The organism is Variovorax paradoxus (assembly GCF_009755665.1).
GTDB lineage: Bacteria > Pseudomonadota > Gammaproteobacteria > Burkholderiales > Burkholderiaceae_C > Variovorax > Variovorax paradoxus_G.
The window spans coordinates 4,088,144-4,114,782 of the sequence record NZ_CP046622.1 but is presented as its reverse complement, the minus strand read 5'-3'; the positions used below and the strand labels follow the sequence as shown (position 1 = coordinate 4,114,782).

Sequence of the window (26,639 nt, the reverse complement as noted above, 5' to 3'; positions counted from 1 at the left end):
GCGCGTGGAGACGAGCGTCTCGCTGTTGTGCCTGCCGTGCGCGGGCGCCAGCGCCACGATGTACCTGCGCTGGCGCCGCCTGTTGCCGGGCTGGATCCGCGTGGTGCCGGTGGAGCTGCCCGGCCGTGGGAGCCGTTCGGCCGAAAGCCCGCTGCGCGATTTCGACAGCCTGGTTGCACAGGTATGCGCGGAACAGGCCGACGCCATGCGCGGCAACTTCGCAATCTTCGGCCACAGCATGGGCGCGCTGTTGGCCTACGGCATCGCATGCCGGCTGCGCACGATGGGGCGCGAATTGCCCGTGGCGCTGCTTGCCTCTGGCAGTTCGGCGCCCAGCCGGCGTGACCCCGCGCGCTTTGCCGGAAAGACCGACGACGCGTCGCTGATTGCCGACCTGCGCAAGCAGGGCGGAACGCCCGAAGAAGTGTTTGCCAGCGCGGAGTTGATGCGCATCACCCTCGATGTGCTCGGTGCCGACTACCGCGTGTGCGAAGGCTTTCGCCATGCGGGCGACGCGCCGCTGCCGGTGCCGCTGCATGTGTTTGCCGGGCATCACGACGACATCGACGCGGAACGCATTCGCGCCTGGTCGGCCGAGGCGGGCGGCGTCTTCACGCTCGACTGGTTCGACGGCGGCCACTTCTTCATCCGGCATCAAGAGGCGGCCTTTCTGGCTGCGCTCTCGCAGCGCCTCGGCGGGGTCGTCGCGGGAGGTCGCCATGCGACTCATGCCCTGGCCTGACCCGCTGGCAGCGGGCATCGAGGTCTATCGCCTCGACTTCGACCTGGCCGCCGAGCCTGAGGCGGCGCGGCAACTGCTGACCCCCGCCGAGCGCGCCAAGGCCGACAGGTTCGCAAGAACCGCCGACCGGGTGCGCTTCACGGAAAGCCGCGCCGCGCTCCGAAGCTTGCTTGCGGAGCGCGTGGGCTGTGAGCCCGCCGAAGTGCCGCTTGCATCGAGCGCGCAAGGCAAACCGTTTATCGAGCTCGCTGCCGGTGCTGCGCCGCCGTTCAATCTCTCGCATTCGGGTGCTCGCGCGCTCATCGTTCTGGGCGATGCGCGGACGGTGAGCGACGTGGGCGTCGACATCGAAGAGTGCAGGGCCGAAGTCGACATGGAGGCTATTGCGTCACTGGCTTTCAGCGATCGCGAATTCAATGAAGTGCGCAATGCTGCCGATCGGCTGCGCGCTCTCTACAGCCATTGGGTTGCAAAGGAGGCGGTGCTGAAGGCCATCGGCGTTGGCGTGGCCGAGCACCTGAAATCCATCGGCATCCATTTGGATGCGAAGGGGCGGATCGCTCTCGAATCTGCCGTTTCTGAATGGACAAATTTTCAAGCCGTGGCGCTCGAGGCGCCGCCCGGCTATGCAGCCGCCCTGGCGTGGCGCGCAAAGGAATCGACATGACTGAAATGCCGCAGAAGGCAAACCCGCAGCCGAAGAATTTCGTGGCGCACTTGCGCACGCTCGCGAGCACGCGGCCGGACGACATCTGGCTGACCGTGGCCGGCACGGTGAACGGCGAATTGCATGAAGAGCCGATCAGCTACGGCGTGTTCGAGCGCCGCGTGCGCGCACTCGCGGCGCGGCTTCAGCAGCAGTTGGCCAAGGGCGAGCGCGCACTCATCATGCTCGACAACGGCGACCACTACGCGGTGTGCATGCTGGCCTGCTTCTACAGCGGCGTGATCGCGGTGCCGGTGTTCCCACCCGAGTCGATGCGGCCCCAGCATCTTGCGCGGCTCACCGGCATTGCCGCAGATTCGCAGGCCCGCTGCGTGCTGACCTCGGCCGCCATTTCGCACGCGATGAGTGCAGCCAGAGAGTTCGCCGATGCGGAAATCATCGCCGTCGACGCGGTGGACGCGGCGCTCGCCGGCGCGTGGATACCCTTCGACCCCGAGGGCGGCGACATTGCCTTCCTGCAATACACCTCGGGATCGACCTCTGCGCCCAAGGGCGTGATGGTGACCCATGGCAACCTGATTGCCAACGAAATCGCCATGACGCACGGCATGGACGTGAGGCCGGAGGACAAGTTCGTCTGCTGGGCGCCGCTCTATCACGACATGGGGTTGATCGGCGGGCTGCTGCTGCCGCTTTTCAACGGCATTCCGCTGGTGCTCACGTCGCCCGGCTACTTTCTCGAGCGCCCGGTGCGGTGGCTCGAGCTCATCTCGCGCCACCGCGCCACCCACAGCGGCGGGCCCGATTTTTCGTTTCGCCTGTGCCTGGAGCGCGTGAACGATGCGCGGCTTGCGCAGCTCGACCTTTCGAGCTGGCGCGTGGCCTACACGGGCGCGGAGCCGGTGCGCGCGGACACCGAGGCGGAGTTCATCGAACGCTTCGCGCCCGCGGGATTCGACCCGAACGCGGCCTACCCTTGCTACGGCCTCGCTGAAGGCACCTTGTACGTGACCGGCAGCGTGCGCGGCGGCGGCATGGTGGCACGCACCTTCTCTTCCGATGCCTTGGCACACGGAGTCGGCATGCCGGCCGGCGAAGGCACGGTGCTGGTCGGCTGCGGCGTGGCGGCGCCGGGCCATCGTGTCGAGATCGTCGATGTAGAAACGCTGTCGCCCACGGCACCTGGAAAGATCGGCGAAATCTGGACCAGCGGCCCAAGCATCTGCCTCGGCTACTGGGGCAAGGAGCGCGAGACGCGCGAAACCTTCGTGGAGCGCGACGGCGAGCGCTGGCTGCGCACAGGAGACCTCGGCTTCATGCACGAGGGCCAGCTCTATGTCACGGGGCGGATCAAGGACCTGATCATCGTCCGCGGCCACAACATCTATCCGCAAGACATCGAGCGGCTCATCGAGGCAGAGGTAGACGCAGTGCGCAAGAGCCGAGTCGCCGTCTTTGCGGTCCAGGGCGCGGACGGCGAAGGTATTGGCGTTGCGGCCGAAGTGTCCCGCAGCATGCAGAAGCTCGTGCCGCCGCAGGTGCTGGTCGATGCGCTCGGCGCCGCCGTCAGCGAAGTGTTCGGCGAACCTCTGTCGGTGGTGCTGCTGCTCAACCCCGGCGGCCTGCCCAAGACCACCAGCGGCAAGCTGCAGCGCAGCGCCTGCCGCGCGGGCTGGAAAGACGGCACGGCCGATACCTACGCCGTCTACCAGTTCGGCGCCTTCGTGCAGGGCGGCCCCGCCGAAGCAGCCATCGAGGCCTCGCTCGACGAGGTCGAAATGGCGCTCGCCGCCATCTGGCAGGAGGTCTGGAAGCATGGCGACGAACGCCCGCTCCGGCGCGATGCGCACTTTTTCAACCGGGGCGGGAGCTCGCTCACCGCCACGCTGGCAGCCTCGCGCATCTCGGCGCATTGGCAGATCGACTTTCCGGCGCGAATGCTGTTTGAGCAGCCGCGCCTGCAGGCATGCGCAGCGGCCATTCGCGAACTGCGGGCTCAAGGCCTGCGCCCGCAGCACGCGCCGCTGCCCGTGCTCTCGGCAGAGCGCCGGCTGTTGCCGATGCCGCTTTCGCACGCACAAGAGCGCCAGTGGTTTCTTTGGCGGATGGACCCGCAAAGTGCGGCGTACCACGTAAGCGGCGCGCTCCGCCTCACGGGAGTGCTCAACGCCCATGCCTTGCGCGCCGCGGCGAACGACCTCGTCGCACGCCACGAATCGCTGCGCACGGTGTTCAGCGCCGCTGCCGATGGGAACGCAGAGCAATGGATCAAGCCTGCTGGCGAGTTACCGATGACGCTGCTCGACTTGCGCAGCCTCGATGCCGGCGAGCGCGACAGGCAACTGGCGGAACAAACACGGCGCCTCAAGGCCGAACCGTTCGACCTCACGCAGGGCCCGCTGCTGCGCGCCGCGCTGATTCGCACTGCCGACGAGACCCATGTGCTGGCAGTGGTGATGCACCACATCGTTTCCGACGGCGCCTCGATGCAGTTGCTCATCGATGAGCTGGCCGCGGGCTACGCCGCGCATCTGGGCACAGAAGAGGCCAAGCGCCTGCCCGCGCCGCGCATTCAGTATGCGGACTACGCGCTCTGGCAGCGCGACTGGCTTGCGGCGGGCGAGGGCGAACGGCAGCTGGCCTGGTGGCGCGCACAGCTCGGCGACGCGCATGAAGTGCTGGACTTGCGCACCGACCATCCGCGCAGGCCGCAGACCGGCTACAGCGCTGCGCGGCATGCCTTCGAACTGCCGGGCAGCCTGCCGGCCAAGCTTCGCGGGCTGGCCGACGCGCAGGGTGCCACGCTCTTCATGGTGCTGCTCGCGGGCTTCCAGTCGCTGCTGCACCGCTACACGGGGCAGCAGGACATCCGTATCGGCGCACCGATTGCCAACCGCAACCGGATGGAAGTCGAAGGCGTGGCCGGGATGTTCGTCAACACCCTGGTGCTGCGCAATTCCATCCACGGACGCCTGAGCGCATCGCGCGTGCTGGCGCAGGCCCGCGAAGCCGTGCTGGGCGCGCAGGCCAACCAGGACCTGCCTTTCGAACAGCTGGTGCAGGCGCTGCAACCCGAGCGCAGCCTGAGCCAGACGCCCTTGTTCCAGGTGATGTTCAACCACCTGTTCGAGGACTTCCGCGCATTCTCGAAACTGCCCGGCATCGCGGCAGAGGACCACCCGCTGCCCGACCTGGCGGCGCAGTTCGACCTCACGCTCGAAGCACGCGAAAGGCCTGAAGGGCAGCTGTCGCTGTCGGTGATCTATGCGGCTGAGTTGTTCGAGCCGGACACCATCGAGCGGATGGCCGGCCACTATGTTGCGACCCTGCAGGCAATGGCCGACAAGCCAGATCAGCCGGTAGGCGACATCGAACTGCTCGGTGCACCCGAGCAGGTGCGGTTGGCGCAATGGGGTGTGAACACGCACCGCGAGCCGCAACCCGAGCCCGTTCACCGCATGATCGAGCGGCAGGCGCGAACGCAGCCCGATGCCACCGCACTGCTCTTCGCCGACGAGTCGCTGAACTTCGCTGAACTGAACCGCCGGGCCAACCGCCTCGCGCATCGGTTGATCACGCTCGGCGTCAAGCCCGAAGTGCTGGTGGGCATCGCGATGGAGCGTTCCGTCGAGATGGTGGTGGCGATCCTCGGCGTGCTCAAGGCCGGCGGCGCCTATGTGCCGCTCGATCCGGAATACCCGGCGGAACGCCTGGCCTACATGGTGCGGGACAGCGGCATCGGGCTGCTGCTCACGCAGCGCAGCCTTGCCGATTGCGTGCCAGACCGGCGCGCGTTGACCGTGCTGGAAGTCGACGCCGCCAACCTCGGCGGCGAACCCGACAGCGATCCTCAGATCGGCCTGCACATCGAGAACCTCGCCTACGTCATCTACACCTCGGGCTCCACCGGCAAGCCCAAGGGTGCGGCCATACGCCACGGCGCGCTGCACAGCTGCATGGTGTGGATGCAGAACACCTACCGGCTGACGCGCGATGACACCGTGCTGCACAAGGCGCCGTTCGGCTTCGATGTGTCGGTGTGGGAGCTGTTCTGGCCGATGACCTCCGGGGCGCGGCTCGTGGTGGCCAACCCCGGTGACCACCGCGACCCGTCCAGGCTGGTCGAACTGATCCAGCGCCACCAGGTCACCACGCTCAACTTCGTGCCTTCGATGCTGCAGGCCTTTCTCGCGCACAAGGGCATCGAAACCAGCACGCGTCTCAGGCACATCATCTGCGGCGGCGAGGCCATGCCCGCCGAGACCCAGAAGGAAACGCTTGAACGCCTGCACGGCGCGGGCCTGCAAAACCTCTACGGCCCGACCGAGACCACCATCCACGTCACGCACTGGGCCTGCCGCAATGATGGCCAGAGCCAGGTTCCCATAGGCCGGCCGATCAGCCGCACCAGCACGCACGTGCTGGATGCCGACTTGAACCTCGTGCCTCAGGGTGTTGCAGGCGAGCTGTACCTGGGCGGCATCAGCCTGGCCCGAGGCTACCTGAAGCGGGCGGGCTTGACTGCGGAGCGCTTCGTGGCCGATCCGTTCGGCAGCGAAGGCGGCGGAAGGCTCTACCGCACCGGCGATCTCGTGCGATGGAACGCCGAAGGGCAGCTGGAGTACCTCGGCCGCATCGACCATCAGGTGAAGATCCGCGGCTTGCGCATCGAACTCGGCGAGATCGAGGCACAGCTTCTCGCGCAGCCTGCCGTGCGCGAAGCCGTGGTCGTGGCGAAGGAAGGCCCGGCCGGCGTGCGCCTCGTGGCCTACCTCGCGGCGCATGCGGATCACATCATCGACACCGCCGCGCTCAAGGAGCGCCTTGCACAAGTGCTGCCCGACTACATGGTCCCGCGTGCCTTCGCCGTGCTCGACAGCCTGCCGCTCAACGCCAACGGCAAGGTCGATCGCAAGGCGCTGCCGGAGACAGTTTTCGCCAGCGAGGTGGCCTATGAAGCACCGCAAGGCCACGTGGCGCAGACCTTGGCTGGCGTCTGGTCCCAGGTGCTGAAGGTCGAGCAGGTTGGGCAGCACGACAACTTCTTCGATCTCGGCGGCCATTCGCTCCTCCTGATCCGCGCGCATCGCCTGCTGGAAGACCGGCTGCAGATGGCAATTCCGGTTGTCAACCTTTTCAAGTACCCCACCATCGAATCGCTCGCCCGTTGGATCGAGCAGGCACCGGCCGGCGCCGCTTCGTCCGCTGCCGCCGCCGCAGCTGGCGACGACAGGGCGCTGCGCCAGCGCGCCGCCATGCTTCAACGCCGCAAGGCGGCAGAGAGAGTCAACTGATGTCCAACTCCAGCGCTACCTCCCAAGAGCTTTCCGAACCGACCGGCATCGAGATCGCCATCGTCGGCATGGCCGGCCGCTTTCCGGGCGCCGACGATGTGGACGCCTTCTGGCGCAATGTGCAGGGCGGCGTGGAGTCGGTGTCCCGCTTCACGGACGACGAACTGCGCGCGCGCGGCGTGCCGCAGGGCCTGCTGGACGACCCCGAGTACGTCAAGGCCGGCGTCAGGTTCGACGGCGTCGACCAGTTCGATGCGGGCTTCTTCGGCTACACGCCACGCGAAGCCGAGACCCTCGATCCGCAGCAGCGCATCTTTCTGGAGTGCGCCTGGGCGTCGCTCGAGCACGCGGGCTGCGACACCGCGCGTTGGCCCGGCAAGGTCGGCGTGTATGCGGGCGAGGGCACCAACCTGTACCTCATCCGCAACCTGCTTCCGTCGTTCGGCCTTGGCGCGGAGAGTGGCATTGCAGACCTGCTGGGGCTGATGAACGGCAACTCCGGCGGCTCGCTGTGCACGCGTGTGGCCTACAAGCTCGACCTGCGCGGCCCCGCGGTTACCGTGCAGACCGCCTGCTCGACATCGCTCGTGGCAGTGCACACCGCATGCCAGGCCCTGCTGGGCCACGATTGCGACATGGCCTTGGCAGGCGGCGTGTGGCTCAACCTGCTGCAAGAAGGCGGCTATCGTTACCAGTCCGGCGCCATCCTCTCGCCCGACGGCCACTGCCGCGCCTTCGATGCAAAGGCCGCGGGCACGCTCATCGGCAGCGGCGCGGGCGTGGTGGTGCTCAAGCGGCTGGACGACGCGGTGCGCGACGGCGACACCATCCATGCGGTGATCAAGGGCTCGGCCGCCAACAACGACGGTGCGGGCAAGGTAGGCTTTACAGCGCCCAGCGTGGACGGGCAGGCCGAGGTCATTCGCGCGGCGCAACTCATCGCCGGCGTGGCGGCGGACACCATCGGCTATGTGGAAGCGCACGGCACCGGCACCACCCTGGGCGACCCGATCGAGATGGCCGCGCTGACCCAGGCGTTTCGCGCCGACACCGAGCGGCGCGGCTTCTGCGCCATAGGCTCGGTCAAAACCAATATCGGCCATCTCGACGCAGCCGCAGGCGTGGCGGGGCTCATCAAGGCGACGATGGCGCTCAAGCACCGCGTGCTGCCGCCGAGCCTCAATTTCGAACAGCCGAATCCGAAGATCGATTTCGCGGCGAGCCCGTTCTACGTGAACACCGAAGCGCGCGCCTGGGCCGAGGGCCGTGGGCCGCGCCGTGCGGGCGCGAGCTCCTTCGGCATCGGCGGCACCAACGTGCACGTCGTGCTCGAAGAAGCGCCGGCCGTCGCAACGCATGTGGCAAGGGCGCCGGCCTGGCAGGTTCTGCCCCTGTCGGCAAAAAATGAAACCGCATTGGCGCAAGGCCGATCGCAACTTGCGGCGCACTTGCAGGCGCAGCCCGCACTGGCCCTGCACGACGTGGCGCACACCCTGCAAACCGGGCGCCGCACCTTCGCATGGCGTAGCGCCGTGGTTGCAAGCGACACGCAGATGGCTTCGCAAATGCTGTCTTCGCCAAGCGCCACGTTCCGCAAGACACCGGCCTCCGCGCCCGAGGTGGTGTTTCTCTTTCCGGGCAGCGGCAGCCAGCATGCCTTCATGGGCGCCGCGCTCCACCGCGAAAGCGCCGTGTTCCGCGCGGCACTCGATCGCTGCATCGACTTGCTGCGCACGCAGAGCGGCATCGACCTGCAGCCGCTGCTGTTCCCGGCAGCGGGCGACGAAGCATTGGCGAACGAGCGCCTGTTCCACATCGAGGCCGCGCAGCCAGCGCTTTTTGCCGTCGAATATGCACTGGCGCAATGGTGGCTGCACTGCGGCGTGAAGCCGGCGCTGATGATGGGGCATAGCCTTGGCGAATACGTCGCGGCCTGCGTCGCGGGCGTGTTCTCGCTGGAAGACGCGCTGCGCATCGTCGCGCAGCGCGCGCGCCTTGTGCAGGCGCTGCCGGCCGGTGCCATGCTCGCGGTGCCGCTGGCGGAATCCGGACTCGCGCCTTTCCTCGAGATGAGGTGCGACCTTGCCGCGGTGAATGGAGAGCAGCTCTGCGTGCTGGCCGGCACGCCCGAAGCCATTGCGCGCGCTGAAGAAGAACTGCGCGCGCGACAGCATTCACCGCGCCGCCTGCACGTTGCCGTGGCGTTCCATTCGCGGCTCGTCGATCCGGCGGTCGCCGCGATGGAACAGCTGATTGCATCGGTACCGCGCCATGCACCGCGCATTCCGTTCATCTCCAACCTCACCGGCCTGCCGATCACTGCGCAAGAGGCCACCAGCCCCGCATACTGGGGCCGGCATTTGCGCAACACGGTTCGCTTTTCCGAAGGCCTGGGCCACATCTTCAGCAAGCCCGGACGCGCAGTGCTCGAAGTCGGCCCCGGCGAAACGCTGGCCGGGCTCGCTCGCCAGCATTCGGGCGCCAGCTCGGCCGCGGGCATCTGGGCCAGCCAGGCGCATGCGCAGCAAACCTCGCGCAACAGCCAGCAATTGGCAACTGCGGCTGCGGGCCTGTGGACGGCCGGCGTCGACATCGACTGGGCTGCGAACCAGGAGGGCGGGCAACGCCGCCGCCTGCCGCTGCCGACCTATGCCTTCCAGCGCCAGCGCTACTGGGTGGAGCCGGGCAACGCCGTACCGCCTTCTTCACCAAGCGCAGACGCCGACATTCTTTATGCACCCAACTGGCAGCGAAGCACGCCGCCACCGCCCGCCGGAAACCCTGCGGAGCGAACAGGCAGCACGCTGATCCTGGGCGATGCCGACAGCTTCACCGACCGGCTCGCACGCACCCTGCGCGAGCGCGGCGAACAGGTGGTGCTGGCACTGCGAGGCCCGCGCTTCGCGCGCACCGCGCCGCGGCAATACACCCTGCGGCAAACCGAGCGCGCCGACCACGAGGCGCTGCTGCGCGAAGTGGAAGCCGAGGCAGGCCCGGTGCGGCACATCCATCATCTGTGGAGCCTCGACGGCGGCCGGCCCGCACCGCCGCACACGGACGCTTTCGAAGCCGGCTACTTCAGCCTGCTCGCACTCGTGCATGCACTCGACGCGCTGGGCTTGCCGGGCCGTGCTCCAACGGCGCTGACCATCGTCACCGACGGCCTCGAAGACGTCTCCGGCACCGAGGCGCTGGCGCCCGGGAAGGCAACCCTGCTGGGCATCGCCAAGGTCGTGGGCCAGGAGTATCCGTCGGTCTCCTGCCGCGTGATCGACGTGGTGCTGCCCGCGCCGGAAAGCGCGGCCGAAAGCGATCTGGCGCGCCGCGTCGCCGACGAGGCGGCGTCCGCGCAAGACGCTTTCGTGGTGGCCTATCGGGGGCCGCACCGCTGGCTCAAGAACTACGAGCCGTTGCCCAAGCAGGCCGCCACGCCGCGCCTGCGCGAAGGCGGTGTCTACCTCATCACCGGCGGCATGGGCGGTGTCGGGCTGGCGCTGGCGCGGCACCTGAGCCGCGCATGGAAGGCACGCCTGGTGCTGCTCGGCCGCACGCCGCTGCCCGTGCGCGGCGAATGGGAGCGCATTGCCGCAACGGCCGATCAGCCGGCTGCACTGCGGCGCAAGCTGCGGCAGCTGGTCGAACTCGAAGCCTCCGGCGCGCAAGTGCTGACGGTGACCGCGGACGTGACCGACGCCGCGCAGCTGCGCGATGCACTCGCGGCGGCGCATGCGCGCTTCGGTGCCGTCAACGGAGTGGTTCACGCGGTAATGGACCCGGGGCTCGGAATGATCGCCCAGCGCACCCGCGCCCAGGTGGAAGCGGCGTTCGCCCCCAAGGTGGCGGGCACGCGCGAGCTGCTCGCCGCCCTGCGCGAAGAGCCGCTGGACTTCGTGCTCTTCTGTTCTTCCATTGCCACGCTCGCCGGCGGGCTGGGCCGCAGCGACTACGCGGCTGCCAATGCTTATCTCGATGCACTCGCGGCGGCGCACCGCCGCACATCGGCGCTGCCGGTGTTCTCGGTCAACTGGGATGCGTGGCGCGACGTGGGCTCCGCGGCCGACATGGACCTGCCGGAAGGCGTCGGCCTGGACGAGCGCACTGGCGTGCTCGCCTTCGAGCGCATCGTCAACGGCCCCGACCTGCCGCAGACGGTGGTGTCCGTTTCGCCTCTCGCACCGCGCCTTCGTCCACTGGGCAACGTGCTAGATGCGGTGGAGGCCCAGGACGCAGCGGGCGCCGTATCGGTGGTATCGGTGGGCGAAGCCCGTGCGAGCCACTCACGCCCCGCGCTGCCCACGGCGTACACCGCGCCTGAAGGCGAACTGGAAGAAGGCCTGGCTGCGCTGTGGACCGAGGCACTTGGCATCTCGCCCGTGGGCGCGCACGACAACCTGTTCGAACTCGGCGGCGATTCGCTGCTGGCCATTCGTCTGCTGTCCCGCGTTCGCAAGGCTTATGGCGTCGAGCTGCAGCCTGCCGATTTCTTCAAGGCGCCGACGGTGGCCGAGCTGGCCGCATTGATCGAGCTACGGCTCATCGAAGAGATCGAGCGCGAGGCCGAGGACGCTGAAGACCCACAACCGGCAACCGATCGCATCACCGCAAGTTTTTCATCATGAGCGAGACATCTCACCTTTCCGAACGTCGCGCGCGCCTGTCGCCCGAGCAACTGAACTTGCTGCAGCGCCGGCTGAAGCAGGGCGGCGATGCAGCACCCGCGCGCGAGAGCATCGTGCGCGGCCACAACGCCGGCCCCGCACCCGTTTCCTTCGCGCAGCAGGGCCAATGGTTCCTGTGGCAGGTGAATCCCGCCAACACGGCGTACCACGTCGGCGGCGGGCTTGGTTTTTCAGGCCCGCTCGATGTTGCGGCGTTGCAGGCTGCAATGCGGTCGCTCACCGAACGCCACGAAGCATTGCGAACCGTGTTCGCTTCCGGCCCTGAAGGCCTGCCGGAGCAGCGCGTTCTGCAGCATATTCACATCGACATTCCTTTCGCCGATCTCAGCCTGCTCGATGCGGCCGAGCGCGAAATTCGCTACGACGAAGCGGTGGCCCGGGTCTGCCGCACGCCTTTCGACCTGACGGCCGGCCCCTTGCTGCGTTGTGCCTTGCTGAAGATGGCCGAGGGCGAGCACCAGCTCCTGCTCATGATGCATCACATCATTTCCGATGCATGGTCCGTCCAGCTCATGCTGGACGACCTTGCGCAGGCATACGCCCTGAGGGTGCAAGGCCTGCCGGACACGCGGCCCCAGCCTGAGATCGGCTATGTCGATTTCACGCTGTGGCAGCGCAAGTGGCTCGAAGAAGGCGAAGGCGAACGGCAGCTCGCCTATTGGCGCAAGCGCCTCAGCGCGAACCAGCCGGTGCTGGCACTGACCACCGACCGGCCGCGTTCCGCTGAAGCCCGCTACAGCGCTGCGCAATATTCGCTCGACATACCGGCCGGCCTCGCAGAGGGGCTCAGGCAGCTTTCGCGCGCGCAGGGCGGCACCTTGTTCATGGCGCTGCTCACGGCCTTTCACGCGCTGCTGTTCCGCTACACGGGCCAGAACGAAATTCGCGTCGGCGTGCCCGCCTCGGGCCGCGGCCGGCCAGAGACTGCGGGCGTCATTGGCGTCTTCATCAACACGCTGGTGCTCGATGCGCGCCTTGCCGCGCACACCAGCCTGGCGGATCTCCTGGCGCAGGTTCGCGACGCCTCGATCGAAGCTCAAGCCCACCAGGACCTGCCCTTCGAACGCCTGGTGCAGGCCCTGCGCGCGGAGCACGGGCACGGCGCCGCGTCGCTGTTCCAGGTGATGTTCAACCACCTGGGGCAAGGAGACCAGCCGCTGCGGGGCTGGCCCGACCTGAGCGTGCGGCGCATCGACCTGGAGCAGCGCGCCGCCCCCTTCGAGTTGACGCTGGAAACCATCGAGCGCGAAGACGGCGGCATCCGGGCCAACTTTCGCTACGCGGCCGAACTGTTCGAGCCGAGCACCATCGCGCGCATGGCGGGCCACTACCAGCGCGTGCTCGAAGCGCTGATGAAGCTGCCGGCAGCGAAGCTTGGCGAGCTCGAACTGCTCACCGACGCAGATCGCACCCAGCTCGCGCAGTGGGGCGTCAACACCCATCGCCGTGGCGAAGCGCAAACGGTGCATCGCCTCATCGAGCAACAGGCGGCCGAACTTCCTGATGCCGTTGCCCTGGTTTTCAACGATGAAGTGCTGAGCTACGGCGAACTGAACCGCCGAGCCAACCAACTGGCGCACCGGCTGATGCAAGAGGGCATTCGCCCTGAGGTAAAGGTCGGAGTGGCGCTGGAGCGCAGCATCGAGCTGGTGGTCGGCCTGCTCGCAATCTTGAAGGCGGGCGGCGCCTATGTGCCGCTCGATCCGGAGTACCCTGCGGATCGCATTGCCTACATGGCCGAGGACAGCGGCCTTGCGCTGGTACTGACACAAGAGCGCCTGAAAGAGCGGCTGCAATTGCCGGCCGGCGTGTCCATGCTCGCGCTCGACACGCTGGACCTTGGCGGCTACCCGCAAGCCGACCCGGCGGTGGCGCTCGACAGCGACAACCTGGCTTATGTGATCTACACCTCGGGCTCGACCGGCAAGCCCAAGGGCGCGGCCAACCGCCATGGCTCGCTCTACAACCGGCTGGTGTGGATGCAGCAGGCCTATGCGCTCGGCGAAGCGGACACCGTGCTGCAGAAAACGCCGTTCAGCTTCGACGTGTCGGTGTGGGAATTCTTCTGGCCACTGATGTTCGGCGCCAGGCTGGCCGTAGCCAACCCCGGCGACCACCGCGAACCGGCGCGGCTCGTGCAGCTGATTCGCGCGCATGAGGTGACCACGCTGCACTTCGTGCCCTCGATGCTGCAGGCCTTTCTTGCCCACCAGGGCGTGGAGGCTTGCACCAGCCTGCGGCGCATCGTCTGCAGCGGCGAGGCATTGGCCGCAGAAGCGCAGAACGAAGTCTTCAGGCGATTGCCGCAAGCCGCGCTCTACAACCTGTACGGCCCCACCGAGGCCGCCATCGACGTGACGCATTGGAGCTGCCGCGATGACGGGCGCACCCAGGTGCCCATCGGCCGGCCGATCGACGACACGCAAACCTATGTGCTCGATGCCGAATTGAACCTGGTGCCACCGGGCGCCGCGGGCGAGCTTTACCTGGGCGGCGCCGGGCTTGGGCGTGGCTACGTGCGCCGTGCTGGGCTCACGTCCGAGCGCTTCGTGGCCGACCCTTTCGACAGCGAAGGCGGTGCAAGGCTTTACCGCACCGGCGACCTGGTCCGCTGGAACAGCGAAGGCCAGCTCGATTATCTGGGCCGCATCGATCACCAGGTGAAGATCCGCGGATTCCGCATTGAACTGGGCGAGATCGAGGCGCAGCTGCTTGCCCAACCCGAGGTGCGCGAGGCCGTCGTCTTGGCAAGCCAGGGCGCGAACGGCGCGCAACTCGTGGCCTATGTGTCGGCGCAGGCGGGGCACGTCATCGATGCGGCGCGCTTGCGCGAACAACTCGGCCGCGCGTTACCCGACTACATGGTGCCGGCGCTCTTCATGGTGCTCGAGACCCTGCCGCTGAACGCCAACGGCAAGGTCGACCGCAAGGCGCTGCCCGAACCCGCGCGCGCGAGCGCCCAAGCCTACGAGCCGCCGCAGGGCGCCAGGGAAGAAGCGCTCGCAGCCATATGGGCCGAGGTGCTCGGCGTGCCACGCGTGAGCCGTTACGACAACTTCTTCGAACTCGGCGGGCATTCGCTCATGTCCGTGCAGGTGGTCGCCCGGGTGCAGGGCGCCATGCATGCCGACCTCACGGTCTCCGATATTTTCAGGCAGCCGGTTCTCATGGACGTGGCCGCGCTCATTGCAGATGCCGGCGAAAGGAAACCCGTGGCCCAGTCTCTTTCGGACATCGACGCCTTCATGGACAGCCTGGAGATCGCTTGATGGACATCACGGCCACGCACGACCAGATCGGCAAGCGCTTTTCGCGCCTCAACCCGGCGCAGCGCCGGGCGGTGTACCAGAAGATCCGCGCCGAGGGACTGACCATCGGGCAGTTTCCGATTCTCCAGCGCGACGAGGCAGCGCGCGTTGCCTGCGCGCCTTCGTATGCGCAGATGCGCCAGTGGTTTCTCTGGCAATTGGAGCCGGGCAGCTCGGCCTACCATATCTCGGGCGCGCTGCGGCTCCAGGGCACGCTCGACCGGAACGCCCTGCAGGCGAGCTTCGATGCCCTGGTCGAGCGGCATGAATCGCTGCGCACGGTGTTCCGAGCGAACGCGGAGGGCCTGGTCGAGCAGGTGGTGCAGCAGCGCGCGGCGCTGGACATTCCGCTCATCGACCTTGCTGCGCTCCCGGCCGGTGAGCGCGATGCAAGGGCGGATGAAGAAGCGCGGCGCATCGCTGAAAGGCCCTTCGACCTGACCGCCGACCAGTTGCTGCGCGTGGCGTTGATTCGCCTTCATGACAAGGAGCATTTGCTCGTCGTCGTGATGCATCACATCGTGTCCGACGGCTGGTCGCTCAAAATTCTGGTGGACGAGTTTGCGGCGCACTACCGCGCGCGCACCAACGGGCAGCCGCCGCGATTGCCGGCGTTGCCAATCCAGTATGCCGACTACGCCGTGTGGCAGCGGCACTGGCTGGAGGCCGGCGAGAAAGAGCGGCAACTCGACTACTGGAAGGCCCATCTTGGTGCCGAGCACCCGGTGCTGCAACTGCCGACGGACCACCCGCGGCGCCCGGACGGGCGGTACCGGGCTGCGCGCCATGACGTGGCGTTGCCGCAGCAGCTTGCCGACGCGCTGCACCAGCGCGCGCAGGCGCAGGGTGCAACGCTTTTCATGGTGCTGCTCACGGGGCTGCAGGTGCTGTTGCACCGCTACACCACGCAGCAGGACATTCGCGTCGGCGTCCCGGTTGCCAACCGCCACCGGGTGGAGGCCGAAAAGGTCATCGGCTTCTTCGTCAACACGCAGGTGCTGCGCAATGTGCTGACCAGCCGCACGAGCCTGCTGCAGGCACTGGAAGCCACGCGCAATGCAGCGCTCGGTGCCCAGTCGCACCAGGACCTGCCTTTCGAGCAGTTGGTGGAAGCCCTGCAGCCCGAGCGCAGCCTTGGCACCGCGCCGTTGTTCCAGGTGATGTTCAACCACCAGCGGCGCGACCTTCGCGCGCTGGAAAACCTGCCCGGCCTTAGCCTGCAAGACCATGAACTGGGTGGCCAGGCTGCGCAGTTCGAACTCACGCTGAGCGTCATCGAAGACGCCCAAGGCCGTGCGCAGGCCAGCTTCCATTACGCACAGGAACTGTTCGATGCACAGACCGTGGCGCACATGGCGGGGCACTACCTGGCCGTGCTCGGCGCACTGGCCGCCAACCCTGCACGGGCGGTGGGCGACATCGACCTGCTCGCGCCCGCCGAGAAAGAGCGGCTTGCGCAGTGGGGCGTCAACGCACCCGCAGGCCAGGCCAGCGAGCCGGTGCACCGGCTCATGGAGCGGTGGGCCCACGAGCGCCCAGACGCCGCGGCGCTGCTGTTCGGCGACGAAGCGTTGAGCTACGGCGAGCTCGACCGCCGCGCCAATCGCCTGGCCCACCGGCTCATTGCGTTGGGCGTGAAGTCAGACACGCGCGTCGGCATTGCCGTGGAGCGTTCGTTCGATATGGTGATCGGCCTGCTCGGCATTCTGAAAGCCGGCGGTGCCTACGTGCCGCTGGACCCGGAGTACCCCGCGGACCGGCTGGCCTACATGGTTGCCGACAGCGGCATCGACCTGCTCGTGACGCAAAGCCATGTGAAGGCACGGATTCCGTCCGGCGAGCATGTGCGAGTTCTGCAGCTCGACACGCTCGATCTGCGTGCCGAGCCCGGGCATTCGCCCGCAGTTGCGGTGCATGCCGGCAACCTCGCCTACATCGTCTACACCTCGGGTTCGACCGGCATGCCCAAGGGCGTGATGGTTTCGCATGGCCCCTTTGCCGCCCATTGCGTTGAAACGGCCGTGCTGTACGAGATGGGGCCGCACTCGCGCGAACTGCACTTTCTGTCGTTCTCCTTCGACGGTGCGCACGAGCGCCTCTTTACGGCCCTGTGCTGCGGCGCCTCGCTGCTGTTGCGCGACGCTTCGCTTTGGACCGCCGAGCAGACGCTGGACGCACTGCAGCGCCACGGCGTTACCAACGCGGGCTTTCCGCCCGCCTACCTGCGCCAGCTGGCCGACTGGGCGCGCGACACCGGCCATTGCCCGCCGGTGCAGCTGTATTCCTTCGGCGGCGAGGCCATGTCGCGCGAAGGCTTCGATGCCGTGCGCCGGCACCTGAAGCCCGAGCTGCTGATCAACGGCTACGGGCCTACCGAAGCGGTCGTCACGCCGATGCTGTGGAAGGTCGATGGCGCAGCGAGCTTCGAAGAGGGCTATGCGCCCATCGGCCGGCCGGTGGGCGACCGCAGTGCGCGCGTGCTCGATGCCGATCTCAACCTTGTGCCGCGCAACGTGGCGGGCGAGCTGTACCTCGGCGGCGAGGGGCTGGCGCGCGGCTATCTGCACCGCGCCGCACTCACTGCGGAGCGCTTCGTGGCCGACCCCTTCGACGCGGAGGGCGGCCGCCTGTACCGCACCGGCGACTGGGTGCGCTGGCGCGACGACGGGCAGCTCGAGTACCTGGGCCGCATCGACCACCAGGTGAAGGTGCGCGGTTTCCGCATCGAGCTTGGCGAGATCGAGGCGCAATTGCTTGCCCAACCCGAAGTGCGCGAGGCCGTGGTCGTTGCGCGCAGCGGCCCGGCCGGCGCGCGGCTGGCGGCGTATGTATCGCTGAAGGCCGGGCAGTCCGTCGGCGCAGCAGCATTGAAGGAGCGCCTCGCGCGCGCATTGCCGGACTACATGGTGCCTTCGGCCATCGTGATGCTCGATGCGCTGCCGATCGGTCCCGCCGGCAAGGTCGATCGCCAGGCCCTGCCCGAACCCGAACTGCTGCAAGACGACAAGGCCTATGAGCCGCCGCTCGGCGAGGCCGAAGAGGCGATTGCGAAAGTATGGTGCGGCGTGCTCGGTCTTGAGCGGGTGGGGCGCAACGACAACTTCTTCGAGCTGGGCGGCGACTCCATCCTGAGCCTGCAGATCGTGGCGCGGCTGCGCCTTGCGGGCTGGAAGGTGAGCCCCAAGCAAATCTTCGAGCGGCAGACCGTGGCGCAGCTTGCAGGCGCGGCCGAACCCGTTGGCGATGCAAAGCGCACGGCTGCCGGGGATGCGACAGGCGAGGCACCGCTGCTGCCATTCCAGCACGCGTTCTTCGAGATGCAGATGCCGGTGCGCCACCACTGGAACCAGGCGGTGCTGCTGAAATGCCGCAAACCCTTGCAGTTGGCCGCGTTCCGGCAGGCGCTGCATGCCGTGGTGCAGCACCACGACAGCTTGAGCCTGCGCTACAGCCAGGATGCCGAAGGTGCATGGCACCAGCACTACACGGCAATGCCGGAAAACGAGCTGGCCGAACTGCTGTGGGTGCGCAAGGCACGCGATACGGTGCAACTCGAAGCGCTCTGCAACGAGGCACAGCGCAGCCTCGACCTGGCGCGTGGCCCTCTGTTGCGCGCGCTCGCCGTCGAGTTGCCGGACGGCGAGTTGCGCCTGCTGCTCGCCATTCACCACATGGTGGTCGACGGCGTGTCGTGGCGCATCCTGCTGGAAGACCTGCAGGATGCCTATCGCCAAAGCCTGGCGGGCCAAGCCGTTGTGCTGCCTGCCAAGAGCAGCAGCTATAAAGACTGGACGACTGCATTGCAGGGCTACGCCGCAAGCCACGCCGAGGGAATCGGCCATTGGGCGGCGCTGGCGGACGCCCCTGCCAACCTGCTGTGCGCGCATCCCGACGGATCGAACACCGCTGCCGACCAGCAGACACTCGAAGTGCGGCTGGACACGGCGACCACACAGGCGCTGCTGAAAGACGCACCCGCGGCCTACCGCACGCAGGCCAATGACCTGCTGCTGACAGCGCTCGGCCGTGCCCTGTGCGCTTGGGCGGGACATGACAAGGTGCTGGTCGATCTTGAAGGCCATGGCCGCGAAGACCTGTTCGACCACATCGACCTGTCTCGCACCGTCGGCTGGTTCACCACGCTGTTCCCGGTTGCGCTCGATCCGCTGGGTGAACCCGGCGCTGCCATCAAGCGCGTGAAGGAAAGCCTGCGCGCCGTTCCCGACAAGGGCATCGGCCATGGCGTGCTCAAGTACCTTGGCAACCCCGCGCAACAACGGGCGCTGCGGGCGCTGCCCCGGGCGCAGGTGGTCTTCAACTACCTGGGGCAGTTCGACGCCGGCTCCGAAGAGCGCGCACATTGGCTGCTGGCCGACGAGGCGAGCGGCACCCCGGTGGACGGTGGCGCACCGCTGACGCACGAGTTCGCCGTCAACGGGCAGGTGCACGAAGGCGTGCTGGCGCTGCGCGTGAGTTACAGCCAGGCCCGCCACGACCGCAGCGCCGTCGAAGGGTGGGTGCGGCGGTTCCAGCAGGAACTCGAAACGCTGGTAGCGCATTGCACCAGCGGTGCACATGGCGTCACGCCTTCGGACTTTCCGCTGGCCCGCATCGGCGCGCAGCAGCTCGATGCCCTGCCGGTGCCGCTTTCCAATCTGGCAGACCTGTACCCGCTTTCGCCCATGCAGGCGGGCATGATGTTCCACACCCTGTACGCACCCGGCGGCAGCGCCTACGTCAACCAGCTGCGCGTCGACATCGACGGGCTCGACGTTCCGCGGTTCAAGGCCGCATGGCGTGCGGTGCTGCAGCGGCACGACGTGCTGCGAACCGGCTTTCTTGCCGGCGAACCGGCCTTGCAATGGGTCGCGCGGCATCTCGACCTTCCGATGACGGAGCATGGCTGGCAAGACCGCGTCGACGCCGCCGGCGCGCTCGACGAACTGGCGCAAGCGCAACTCGCGCAGGGCTTCGACCTGGCGAAGCCGCCGCTGATGCGCTTCGTGCTGGTGCACACGCAGGGCGGCAAGCACCATTTCGTCTGGACCATGCATCACCTGTTGCTGGACGGCTGGAGTACCTCGCAGCTCATGGGCGAAATGCTGCGGCACTACGCGGGCGAAGCCCTCGCAGCGCCGGGCGGCCGCTATGCGGATTACATCGCGTGGCTACGGAAGCGCGACGGAAAGGCCGACGAGCGCTATTGGCGCGAGCAGCTGGCGCGCATTGATGAGCCCACGTGGCTGGCCAACACCCTGCCCAAACCGCGCGACGCGCGCACGGGCCATGGCATGCATCGCTGCGAGATCGACGCGCAGCGCACCCGCGCGCTGGCGGAAGCAGCCAAGCGCGAACGCGTGACCCTCAACACACTGGTGCAGGCCGCCTGGGCACTGCTGCTGGCACGCCACACGGGGCAGCGCACGGTGAGCTTTGGGGCCACCGTGGCGGGCAGGCCGGTGGAGCTGCCCGGCGCGCAGCAGATGCTGGGCCTGTTCATCAACACGCTGCCGGTCATTGCCGCGCTTGAGCCGGCACAGCGCGTGGGCGACTGGCTGCGCGAACTGCAGGCGCGCAACCTCGGCGCGCAAGAGCATGAGCACACACCGCTTTATGAAATACAGCGCTGGGCGGGACAGGGCGGGCAAGACCTGTTTGACAGCATCGTGGTGTTCGAGAACTACCCGCTCGACCAGGCGCTGAAGCAGGGCGCGCCCGACAGGCTGCGCTTCGGCGAGGTCTGGAACCGGGAGGAGACGAACTACCCGATGACGCTCTCGGTCAACCAGGGTGAGACGCTGGTGCTGAGCTACAGCCACGCGCGCAGCCAGTTCGGCGATGCGCTCGTCCGGACCCTGGCGCGCCGCATGGAGCAACTGATCGAATTGCTCGCGACATCGCCCGGTGCGCATGTGGGCGACATCGGCCTGCAGGACGAAGGCAAGGCGGCGCTGCCGCCGGCTCCACCCGTGGAGCCCTTGCATGCCGCCGACGTCGCGCAACCCGTGCATCGATGGTTCGAGCAGCAGGCGGCCTTGCATCCGGACGCGACGGCAGTGGTCTTCGGCGATGAAAGCCTGAGCTACGCGGAACTTGATGCACGCGCCAACAAGGTCGCGCACCGGCTCATCGGTCTTGGCGTGGCACCCGAGGTGAAAGTGGGCATCGCGGTCGAACGCTCCATTGAAATGGTCGTGGGGCTGCTCGGCATCTTGAAGGCCGGCGGCGCGTACGTTCCGCTCGACCCCGAGTACCCCGCCGACCGCCTGGCCTACATGATCGAAGACAGCGGCATTCGCCTGCTGCTCACGCAAAGCCATGTGCAGCCCAGGCTCGCGCTGCCGGGCGACGTGCGCGTGCTGGCGCTCGACGATTCCAGCCTGGACGCGGAGCCTGCGCATGCGCCCGAGGTGCCGGTGCATGCGGACCATCTCATCTACGTGATCTACACCTCGGGCTCCACCGGACGGCCCAAGGGAACGCAGCTGACACACCGCAACGTGACGCGGCTGCTGGACTCGACGCAGCCCTGGTTCGGCTTCGACAGGCAAGACGTGTGGACGAACTTCCATTCGTATGCATTCGACTTCTCGGTGTGGGAGATCTTCGGTGCGCTGTGCACCGGCGGCAGGCTGGTGGTGGTGCCGTTCTGGGTCAGCCGTTCGCCCGACGATTTCGTCGCGTTGCTGCGCGAGCAGCAGGTCACCGTGCTCAACCAGACGCCGTCCGCGTTCCGGCAATTGATTCACAGCGCAGCGCTTGCCGCGGGCGACCGGCTGCCGCTGCGATGCGTGATCTTCGGCGGCGAGGCGCTCGAGCCGGAGAGCCTGCGGCCATGGATGGATCGCTTCGGCGACCGGCAGCCGCAGCTCATCAACATGTACGGCATTACCGAGACCACCGTGCACGTGACCTACCGGCCGATCGTGCGCGCCGACCTCGAGGAACAGAGCAGTCCGGTGGGCGCATGCATTCCAGACCTTGGCATGTGGGTGCTCGACGGCGATCTCAACCCGCTGTCCGTTGGTGTGGCGGGCGAGCTCCATGTCTCGGGCGCGGGCCTGGCGCGCGGCTATCTCAACCGTGCGGGTCTCAGTGCGGAGCGTTTCGTGGCCGCGCCCATCGGCCCTGCGGGCGGGCGGCTTTACCGCACCGGCGACCTGGTGCGCTGGCGCAGCGATGGCCAGCTCGATTATCTCGGCCGCATCGACCACCAGGTGAAGATCCGCGGCTTCCGCATCGAGCTTGGCGAGATCGAGGCGCAGCTGCTGGCGCAGCCCGAGGTGCGCGAGGCGGTGGTGCTGGCAAAAGAGGGCGCGGGCGGCACGCGGCTCGTGGCCTATGTCTCCGCGCGCGCGGGCCAGGCGGTGGATGCCGCAATGCTGCGCGAGCGGCTGCTGCAGAAGCTGCCGGACTACATGGTGCCCGCAGCGCTGGTGGTGCTCGACGCCGTGCCGCTGAACTCGAACGGCAAGGTCGACCGCAAGGCGCTGCCCGATCCGGAGATCGCCGGCGGCGGTACATACGCAGAGCCCGTGGGAGAGGCGGAGAGTGCGCTCGCCGCCATCTGGGCCGAAGTGCTCGAGGTGGAACGCGTGGGCCGGAGTGACAACTTCTTCGAGCTGGGAGGCCACTCGCTGACCCTGCTGGCGGTGCAGGCCAAGGTGCAGAAGCAGCTTGCGGTGCAGTTGCCGCTCAAGCGCTATTTCGAAAACCCGACGCTGGCCGCAATGGCCGGGGCCGTGCAGGAAGAGGTCGGCACAGCCGCGGCCGCGGTCTCGGAAGACCTCGCGCAGATGGCCGCGCTGCTCGACCTTCTGGAGGATTGATGGAGATCGACAAGAACAGCATTGCGGACCGCTTTGCGCGCCTGCCCCGCGAAAAACAGAAGGCGTTTCTCGGCCTGCTGCAAAAGCAGGGCGTCGACTTTGCCAGGCTGCCCATCGTGCCCCTGCCGCCCGGAACGAAGGCCGAACTGTCTTATGCGCAACTGCGCCAGTGGTTCCTTTGGCAGCTGGACCCGAAGAGCACGGCGTATCACATCTCCGGCGCGCTGAAGCTGCAGGGGGCGCTCGACATCGACGCACTGAAGAACAGCTTTTCGGCACTGCTGGAGCGCCACGCATCGCTTCGCACGGTGTTCAGGCCGGATGCGCAAGGGCTGTGCGAACAGGTTGTGCAGGAGCATGTGGATATCGACATCGCGGTGATCGACGTGGCCCACGGGCCCGGCGATGCGGAGGCGCGTGCGCGAGAAGAAGCCCGCCGCCTGAGCGCGACGCCGTTCGACCTCACAACGGGTCCGCTGATGCGGGTGGGCGTGATCCGGCTTGCGCCGCAAGAGCATGTGCTCGTGCTGGCAATGCACCACATCGTTTCGGACGGCGGCTCGCTGCATCTGCTGGTGGGCGAGTTCGTCGCGCACTACCGTGCGCGGGTGCTGGGCGACGAGTTGGACCTGCCGCCGCCGCCGATCCGCTACATCGATTACGCGGCATGGCAGCGCAACTGGCTGGAGGCTGGTGAAAAAGACAGGCAGCTCGCCTACTGGACCGAGCGCCTGGGCACCGGCAACCCGGTGCTGCAGCTGCAGGCGGACCACAGCCGCCGGCCGGGCGGCCACTACACCGCCGCCAGGCACGGCGTCGATCTTGCGCCGGAATTGGCCCAGGCCTTGCACAAGCGCGCGCGCGCCGGGGGAGCGACGCTCTTCATGGTGCTGCTGGCGGCTTTCCAGGCGCTGCTGCATCGCTACAGCGGGCAGCAGGACATTCGCGTGGGCGTGTCGGTGGCCAACCGCCATCGCGCGGAGACCGAAGGCGTCATCGGGCTCTTCGTCAACACGCAGGTCATGCGCAGCACGGTCGAAGGCCGCATGAGCCTGGCAAAGGTGCTCGCGCAGGCGAAGGAAGCCGCCATCGGCGCGCAGGCGCACCAGGATCTGCCTTTCGAACAACTGGTGGACGCGCTGCAGCCCGAGCGCAGCCTGAGCGTGAACCCGCTGTTCCAGGTGATGTTCAGCCACGACCGGACCGACTCCCGCACGCTGAAGCAACTGCCTGGCCTGGCGCTCGAAGACCATGCGCTGGCCGCGCCGGTGGCGCAGTTCGAACTGGTGCTGAACACCAGCGAAGATGCCGATGGGCGCTTGCATGCGAGCTTCATCTACGCGTCGGAGCTGTTCGAGCAAGGCACCATCGAACGCATGACCGCGCACTATGTTGCGATGCTCGGTGCGCTGGCTGATGACGAAGGGCGTGCGGTGGGCGACATCGCCCTGCTCGGCGCCCCCGAGCAGGCGCAGCTCACCGCCTGGAGCGTGAACCCCCACCACGAGCCGGCTCCCGTGCCCGTGCACCGCCTCATCGAGCGCCACGCCCGCCAGCAGCCCGAAGCCACCGCGCTCCTGTTCGCCGACCAAGCCATGAGCTTTGCCGAACTGAACCGCCGCGCCAACCGCCTCGCGCACCGCCTGATCGCCCTGGGCGTAGGCCCCGATCGGCTCGTGGGCATCGCCATGGAACGCTCCGTGGAGATGGTCGTCGCCATCCTGGGCGTGCTCAAGGCCGGCGGCGCCTACCTGCCCCTGGACCCCGACTACCCCGCCGAGCGCCTGGCCTACATGGTGCAGGACAGCGGCATCGAGCTGCTGCTGGCGCACCGCGCCACGCGCGACTGTCTCGACGACCGCAGCGGCCTCACCACGCTGGAGATCGACAGCCTCGACTTCAGCGGCGAGCCAGAGGCGGACCCGGATGTCGCCCTGCACGGCGAGCACCTCGCCTACGTCATCTACACCTCCGGCTCCACCGGCAAGCCCAAGGGCGCCGCCATCCGCCACCACGCCCTGCACAGCTGCATGGCCTGGATGCAGCGCACCTACGGCCTCACCCGCGAAGACACCGTGCTGCACAAGGCCCCCTTCGGCTTCGACGTGTCGGTATGGGAGCTGTTCTGGCCCCTGACCGCCGGCGCCCGCCTCGTGGTGGCCCAACCCGGTGACCAGCGCGACCCGGCCCGGCTGGTCGCGCTCATCCAGCGCCACCAGGTCACCACCCTGAACTTCGTGCCCTCCATGCTGCAGGCCTTCCTGGCGCACGAGGGCATCGAGGCCAGCACCCGCCTGAAGCACATCATCTGCGGCGGCGAGGCCATGCCCGCCGAGACCCAGAAGGAGACCCTGCAGCGCCTCCATGGCGCCACGCTGCAGAACCTGTACGGCCCCACCGAGACCACCATCCACGTCACGCGCTGGACCTGCAGGGACGACGGCCGGAGCTTGGTGCCCATCGGCCGGCCGATCACCGACACCCAGGCCTGTGTGCTCGATGCCGACTTGAACCTCGTGCCTCAAGGCGTGGCCGGCGAGCTGTACCTGGGCGGCGTGAGCCTGGCACGCGGCTACCTGAAGCGGCCGGGGCTGAGCGCCGAGCGCTTCGTGGCCGATCCCTTCGATAGCGAAGGCGGCGGCCGGCTCTACCGCACGGGCGACCTCGTGCGCTGGAACGCCGAGGGCCAGATCGAGTACCTGGGGCGCATCGACCACCAGGTGAAGATCCGAGGGCTGCGCATCGAGCTGGGCGAGATCGAGGCGCAATTGCTGGCACAGCCCGAGGTGCGCGAGGCGGTGGTGGTGGCCAGGGAGGGGCCGGGCGGTGCGCGGCTGGTGGGCTATGTCTCGGTGCATGCCATGCAAGCCGGGCAGGCCATCGACACCGCAGTGCTCAAGGAGCGCCTGGGCCGGGTGCTGCCCGACTACATGGTGCCGCGGCTGATCGTCGTGCTCGATGCCTTGCCGCTCAGTGCCAATGGCAAGGTGGAGCGCAAGGCGCTGCCGGAGCCTGTGTTCGCCAGCGAGTTTGCTTACGAACCGCCGCAAGGCGACGCCGAAGAGGCGTTGGCCGCCATCTGGCGCGAGGTGCTGGGCGTGGCGCACGTGGGGCGCGGCGACAACTTCTTCGAACTGGGCGGCGATTCGCTCCTGAGCCTCAAGCTCATAGCGCGCATTCGCAAGCAGTTGCCCGGTGGCAGCCACCTGGGCCTGGCCGACGTGATGCAGGCCGCAAGCCTGCGCGAGATGGCCGCGCGCGTGAACCAGCGGGCCGAGAGCGCGAACGACGCCGTGTGCCTGCATGCCGGCGGTGCGGGCGTGCCGCTCTTCTGCCTGCCCGGCCTCATTGTCAACTCGCGCGAGTTCCAGCCGCTGGCGCGCGCTGTGCAGGGCGACCGGCCGGTGTATGCCTTTGTGAGCCACGTCTACACGCGCAAGCGCTGGCGCGGTTTTGCCATTCGCGAGCTTGCGGCCGAGTATGCGAATTTCATCGTCGAGACTGCCACCGGCGGCCGGTGCGCCTTGCTGGGCTGGTCGCTGGGCGGCGACCTGGCTTTCGAGGTGGCGCGGCAACTGCAGGGCCGCATCGAGATCGTGTTCTTCGGCGCGGTCGATGTGTTCGAGTCGGAGCCGATGGTTCCCCAAGGCAGCTTGACGCCGGCGCAGCGCGCGCAGGCCGACGAGGTGCTGGCCGCCTGGCTTGCAAAATCGGACATGGCGGCGCAATGGAAGGAGCTGTTCGGCCGCATGACCGATGCAGAGCAGGCCTGGGTGGCCGAGCAGCTACTGGCCCCAACCTGGGTGTCGCCGCTCGACGGTGCAGGCGACGAAGCTTATGAGTACCTCCTGTGGGCCACGCTCGACAGCCGCGTGCAGTCCGCACACTACGCCCGCTATGGGCAGGCCAGGACCGATCTGCCCGTGGAGGTGTTCCACGCCGAGCGCTCGCTGCAGGCGCCGGGTGTGCTGCGCCGCTGGCCGGAGCGCGCCCGCGTGCTCTCGACCGAGGTGGTACCGCGTACCGGGCACCTGGACATCATCCGCGATGCGCACTTCGGCGCCACGGTAAAGAACCGCCTGCTGGCACTCGACGCGGCCTAGCGGCAGGGCAAGGCCGC

General features: G+C 67.8%; 7 protein-coding genes. All 7 read left to right on the top strand.

What is annotated here, in order from left to right:
* Positions 1 to 4 precede the first annotated feature (4 nt).
* Genes GOQ09_RS19105 through GOQ09_RS19075 form a run of 7 tightly spaced genes read left to right on the top strand, consistent with a single transcriptional unit; the run spans position 5 to position 26,622 of the window.
* Positions 5 to 742: a thioesterase II family protein gene (locus tag GOQ09_RS19105; protein WP_157614960.1), complete on the top strand. Its 738-nt coding sequence runs from the start codon at positions 5 to 7 to the stop codon at positions 740 to 742.
* Positions 720 to 1,409: a 4'-phosphopantetheinyl transferase family protein gene (locus GOQ09_RS19100; RefSeq protein ID WP_157614959.1), complete on the top strand. Its 690-nt coding sequence runs from the start codon at positions 720 to 722 to the stop codon at positions 1,407 to 1,409. The genes GOQ09_RS19105 and GOQ09_RS19100 overlap by 23 nt, the downstream gene beginning before the upstream one ends.
* A complete protein-coding gene (locus tag GOQ09_RS19095; protein WP_157614958.1) occupies positions 1,406 to 6,703 on the top strand; it encodes a non-ribosomal peptide synthetase in 5,298 nt (1,765 codons plus the stop codon). The genes GOQ09_RS19100 and GOQ09_RS19095 overlap by 4 nt, the downstream gene beginning before the upstream one ends.
* A complete protein-coding gene (locus GOQ09_RS19090; protein WP_157614957.1) occupies positions 6,703 to 11,322 on the top strand; it encodes an SDR family NAD(P)-dependent oxidoreductase in 4,620 nt (1,539 codons plus the stop codon). The genes GOQ09_RS19095 and GOQ09_RS19090 overlap by 1 nt, the downstream gene beginning before the upstream one ends.
* Positions 11,319 to 14,651, top strand: a complete 3,333-nt coding sequence (locus tag GOQ09_RS19085; protein ID WP_157614956.1) for a non-ribosomal peptide synthetase — start codon at positions 11,319 to 11,321, stop codon at positions 14,649 to 14,651. Before GOQ09_RS19090 ends, GOQ09_RS19085 begins: the two co-directional genes overlap by 4 nt.
* Positions 14,651 to 22,519 carry a non-ribosomal peptide synthetase gene (locus GOQ09_RS19080; protein ID WP_157614955.1) on the top strand — a complete coding sequence of 2,623 codons (7,869 nt, stop codon included), beginning with the start codon at positions 14,651 to 14,653 and terminating at the stop codon, positions 22,517 to 22,519. The genes GOQ09_RS19085 and GOQ09_RS19080 overlap by 1 nt, the downstream gene beginning before the upstream one ends.
* Positions 22,519 to 26,622, top strand: a complete 4,104-nt coding sequence (locus GOQ09_RS19075) for a non-ribosomal peptide synthetase (RefSeq protein WP_157614954.1) — start codon at positions 22,519 to 22,521, stop codon at positions 26,620 to 26,622. Before GOQ09_RS19080 ends, GOQ09_RS19075 begins: the two co-directional genes overlap by 1 nt.
* The last annotated feature ends 17 nt before the right edge of the window (positions 26,623 to 26,639 follow it).

What these genes read in the sequence shown, in the direction of transcription:
- GOQ09_RS19100 (WP_157614959.1), top strand. Translation starts at nt 720, where the DNA reads ATGCGACTCATGCCCTGGCCTGACCCGCTGGCAGCGGGCATCGAGGTC.
- GOQ09_RS19095 (WP_157614958.1), top strand. Translation starts at nt 1,406, where the DNA reads ATGACTGAAATGCCGCAGAAGGCAAACCCGCAGCCGAAGAATTTCGTG.
- GOQ09_RS19090 (WP_157614957.1), top strand. Translation starts at nt 6,703, where the DNA reads ATGTCCAACTCCAGCGCTACCTCCCAAGAGCTTTCCGAACCGACCGGC.
- GOQ09_RS19085 (WP_157614956.1), top strand. Translation starts at nt 11,319, where the DNA reads ATGAGCGAGACATCTCACCTTTCCGAACGTCGCGCGCGCCTGTCGCCC.
- GOQ09_RS19080 (WP_157614955.1), top strand. Translation starts at nt 14,651, where the DNA reads ATGGACATCACGGCCACGCACGACCAGATCGGCAAGCGCTTTTCGCGC.
- GOQ09_RS19075 (WP_157614954.1), top strand. Translation starts at nt 22,519, where the DNA reads ATGGAGATCGACAAGAACAGCATTGCGGACCGCTTTGCGCGCCTGCCC.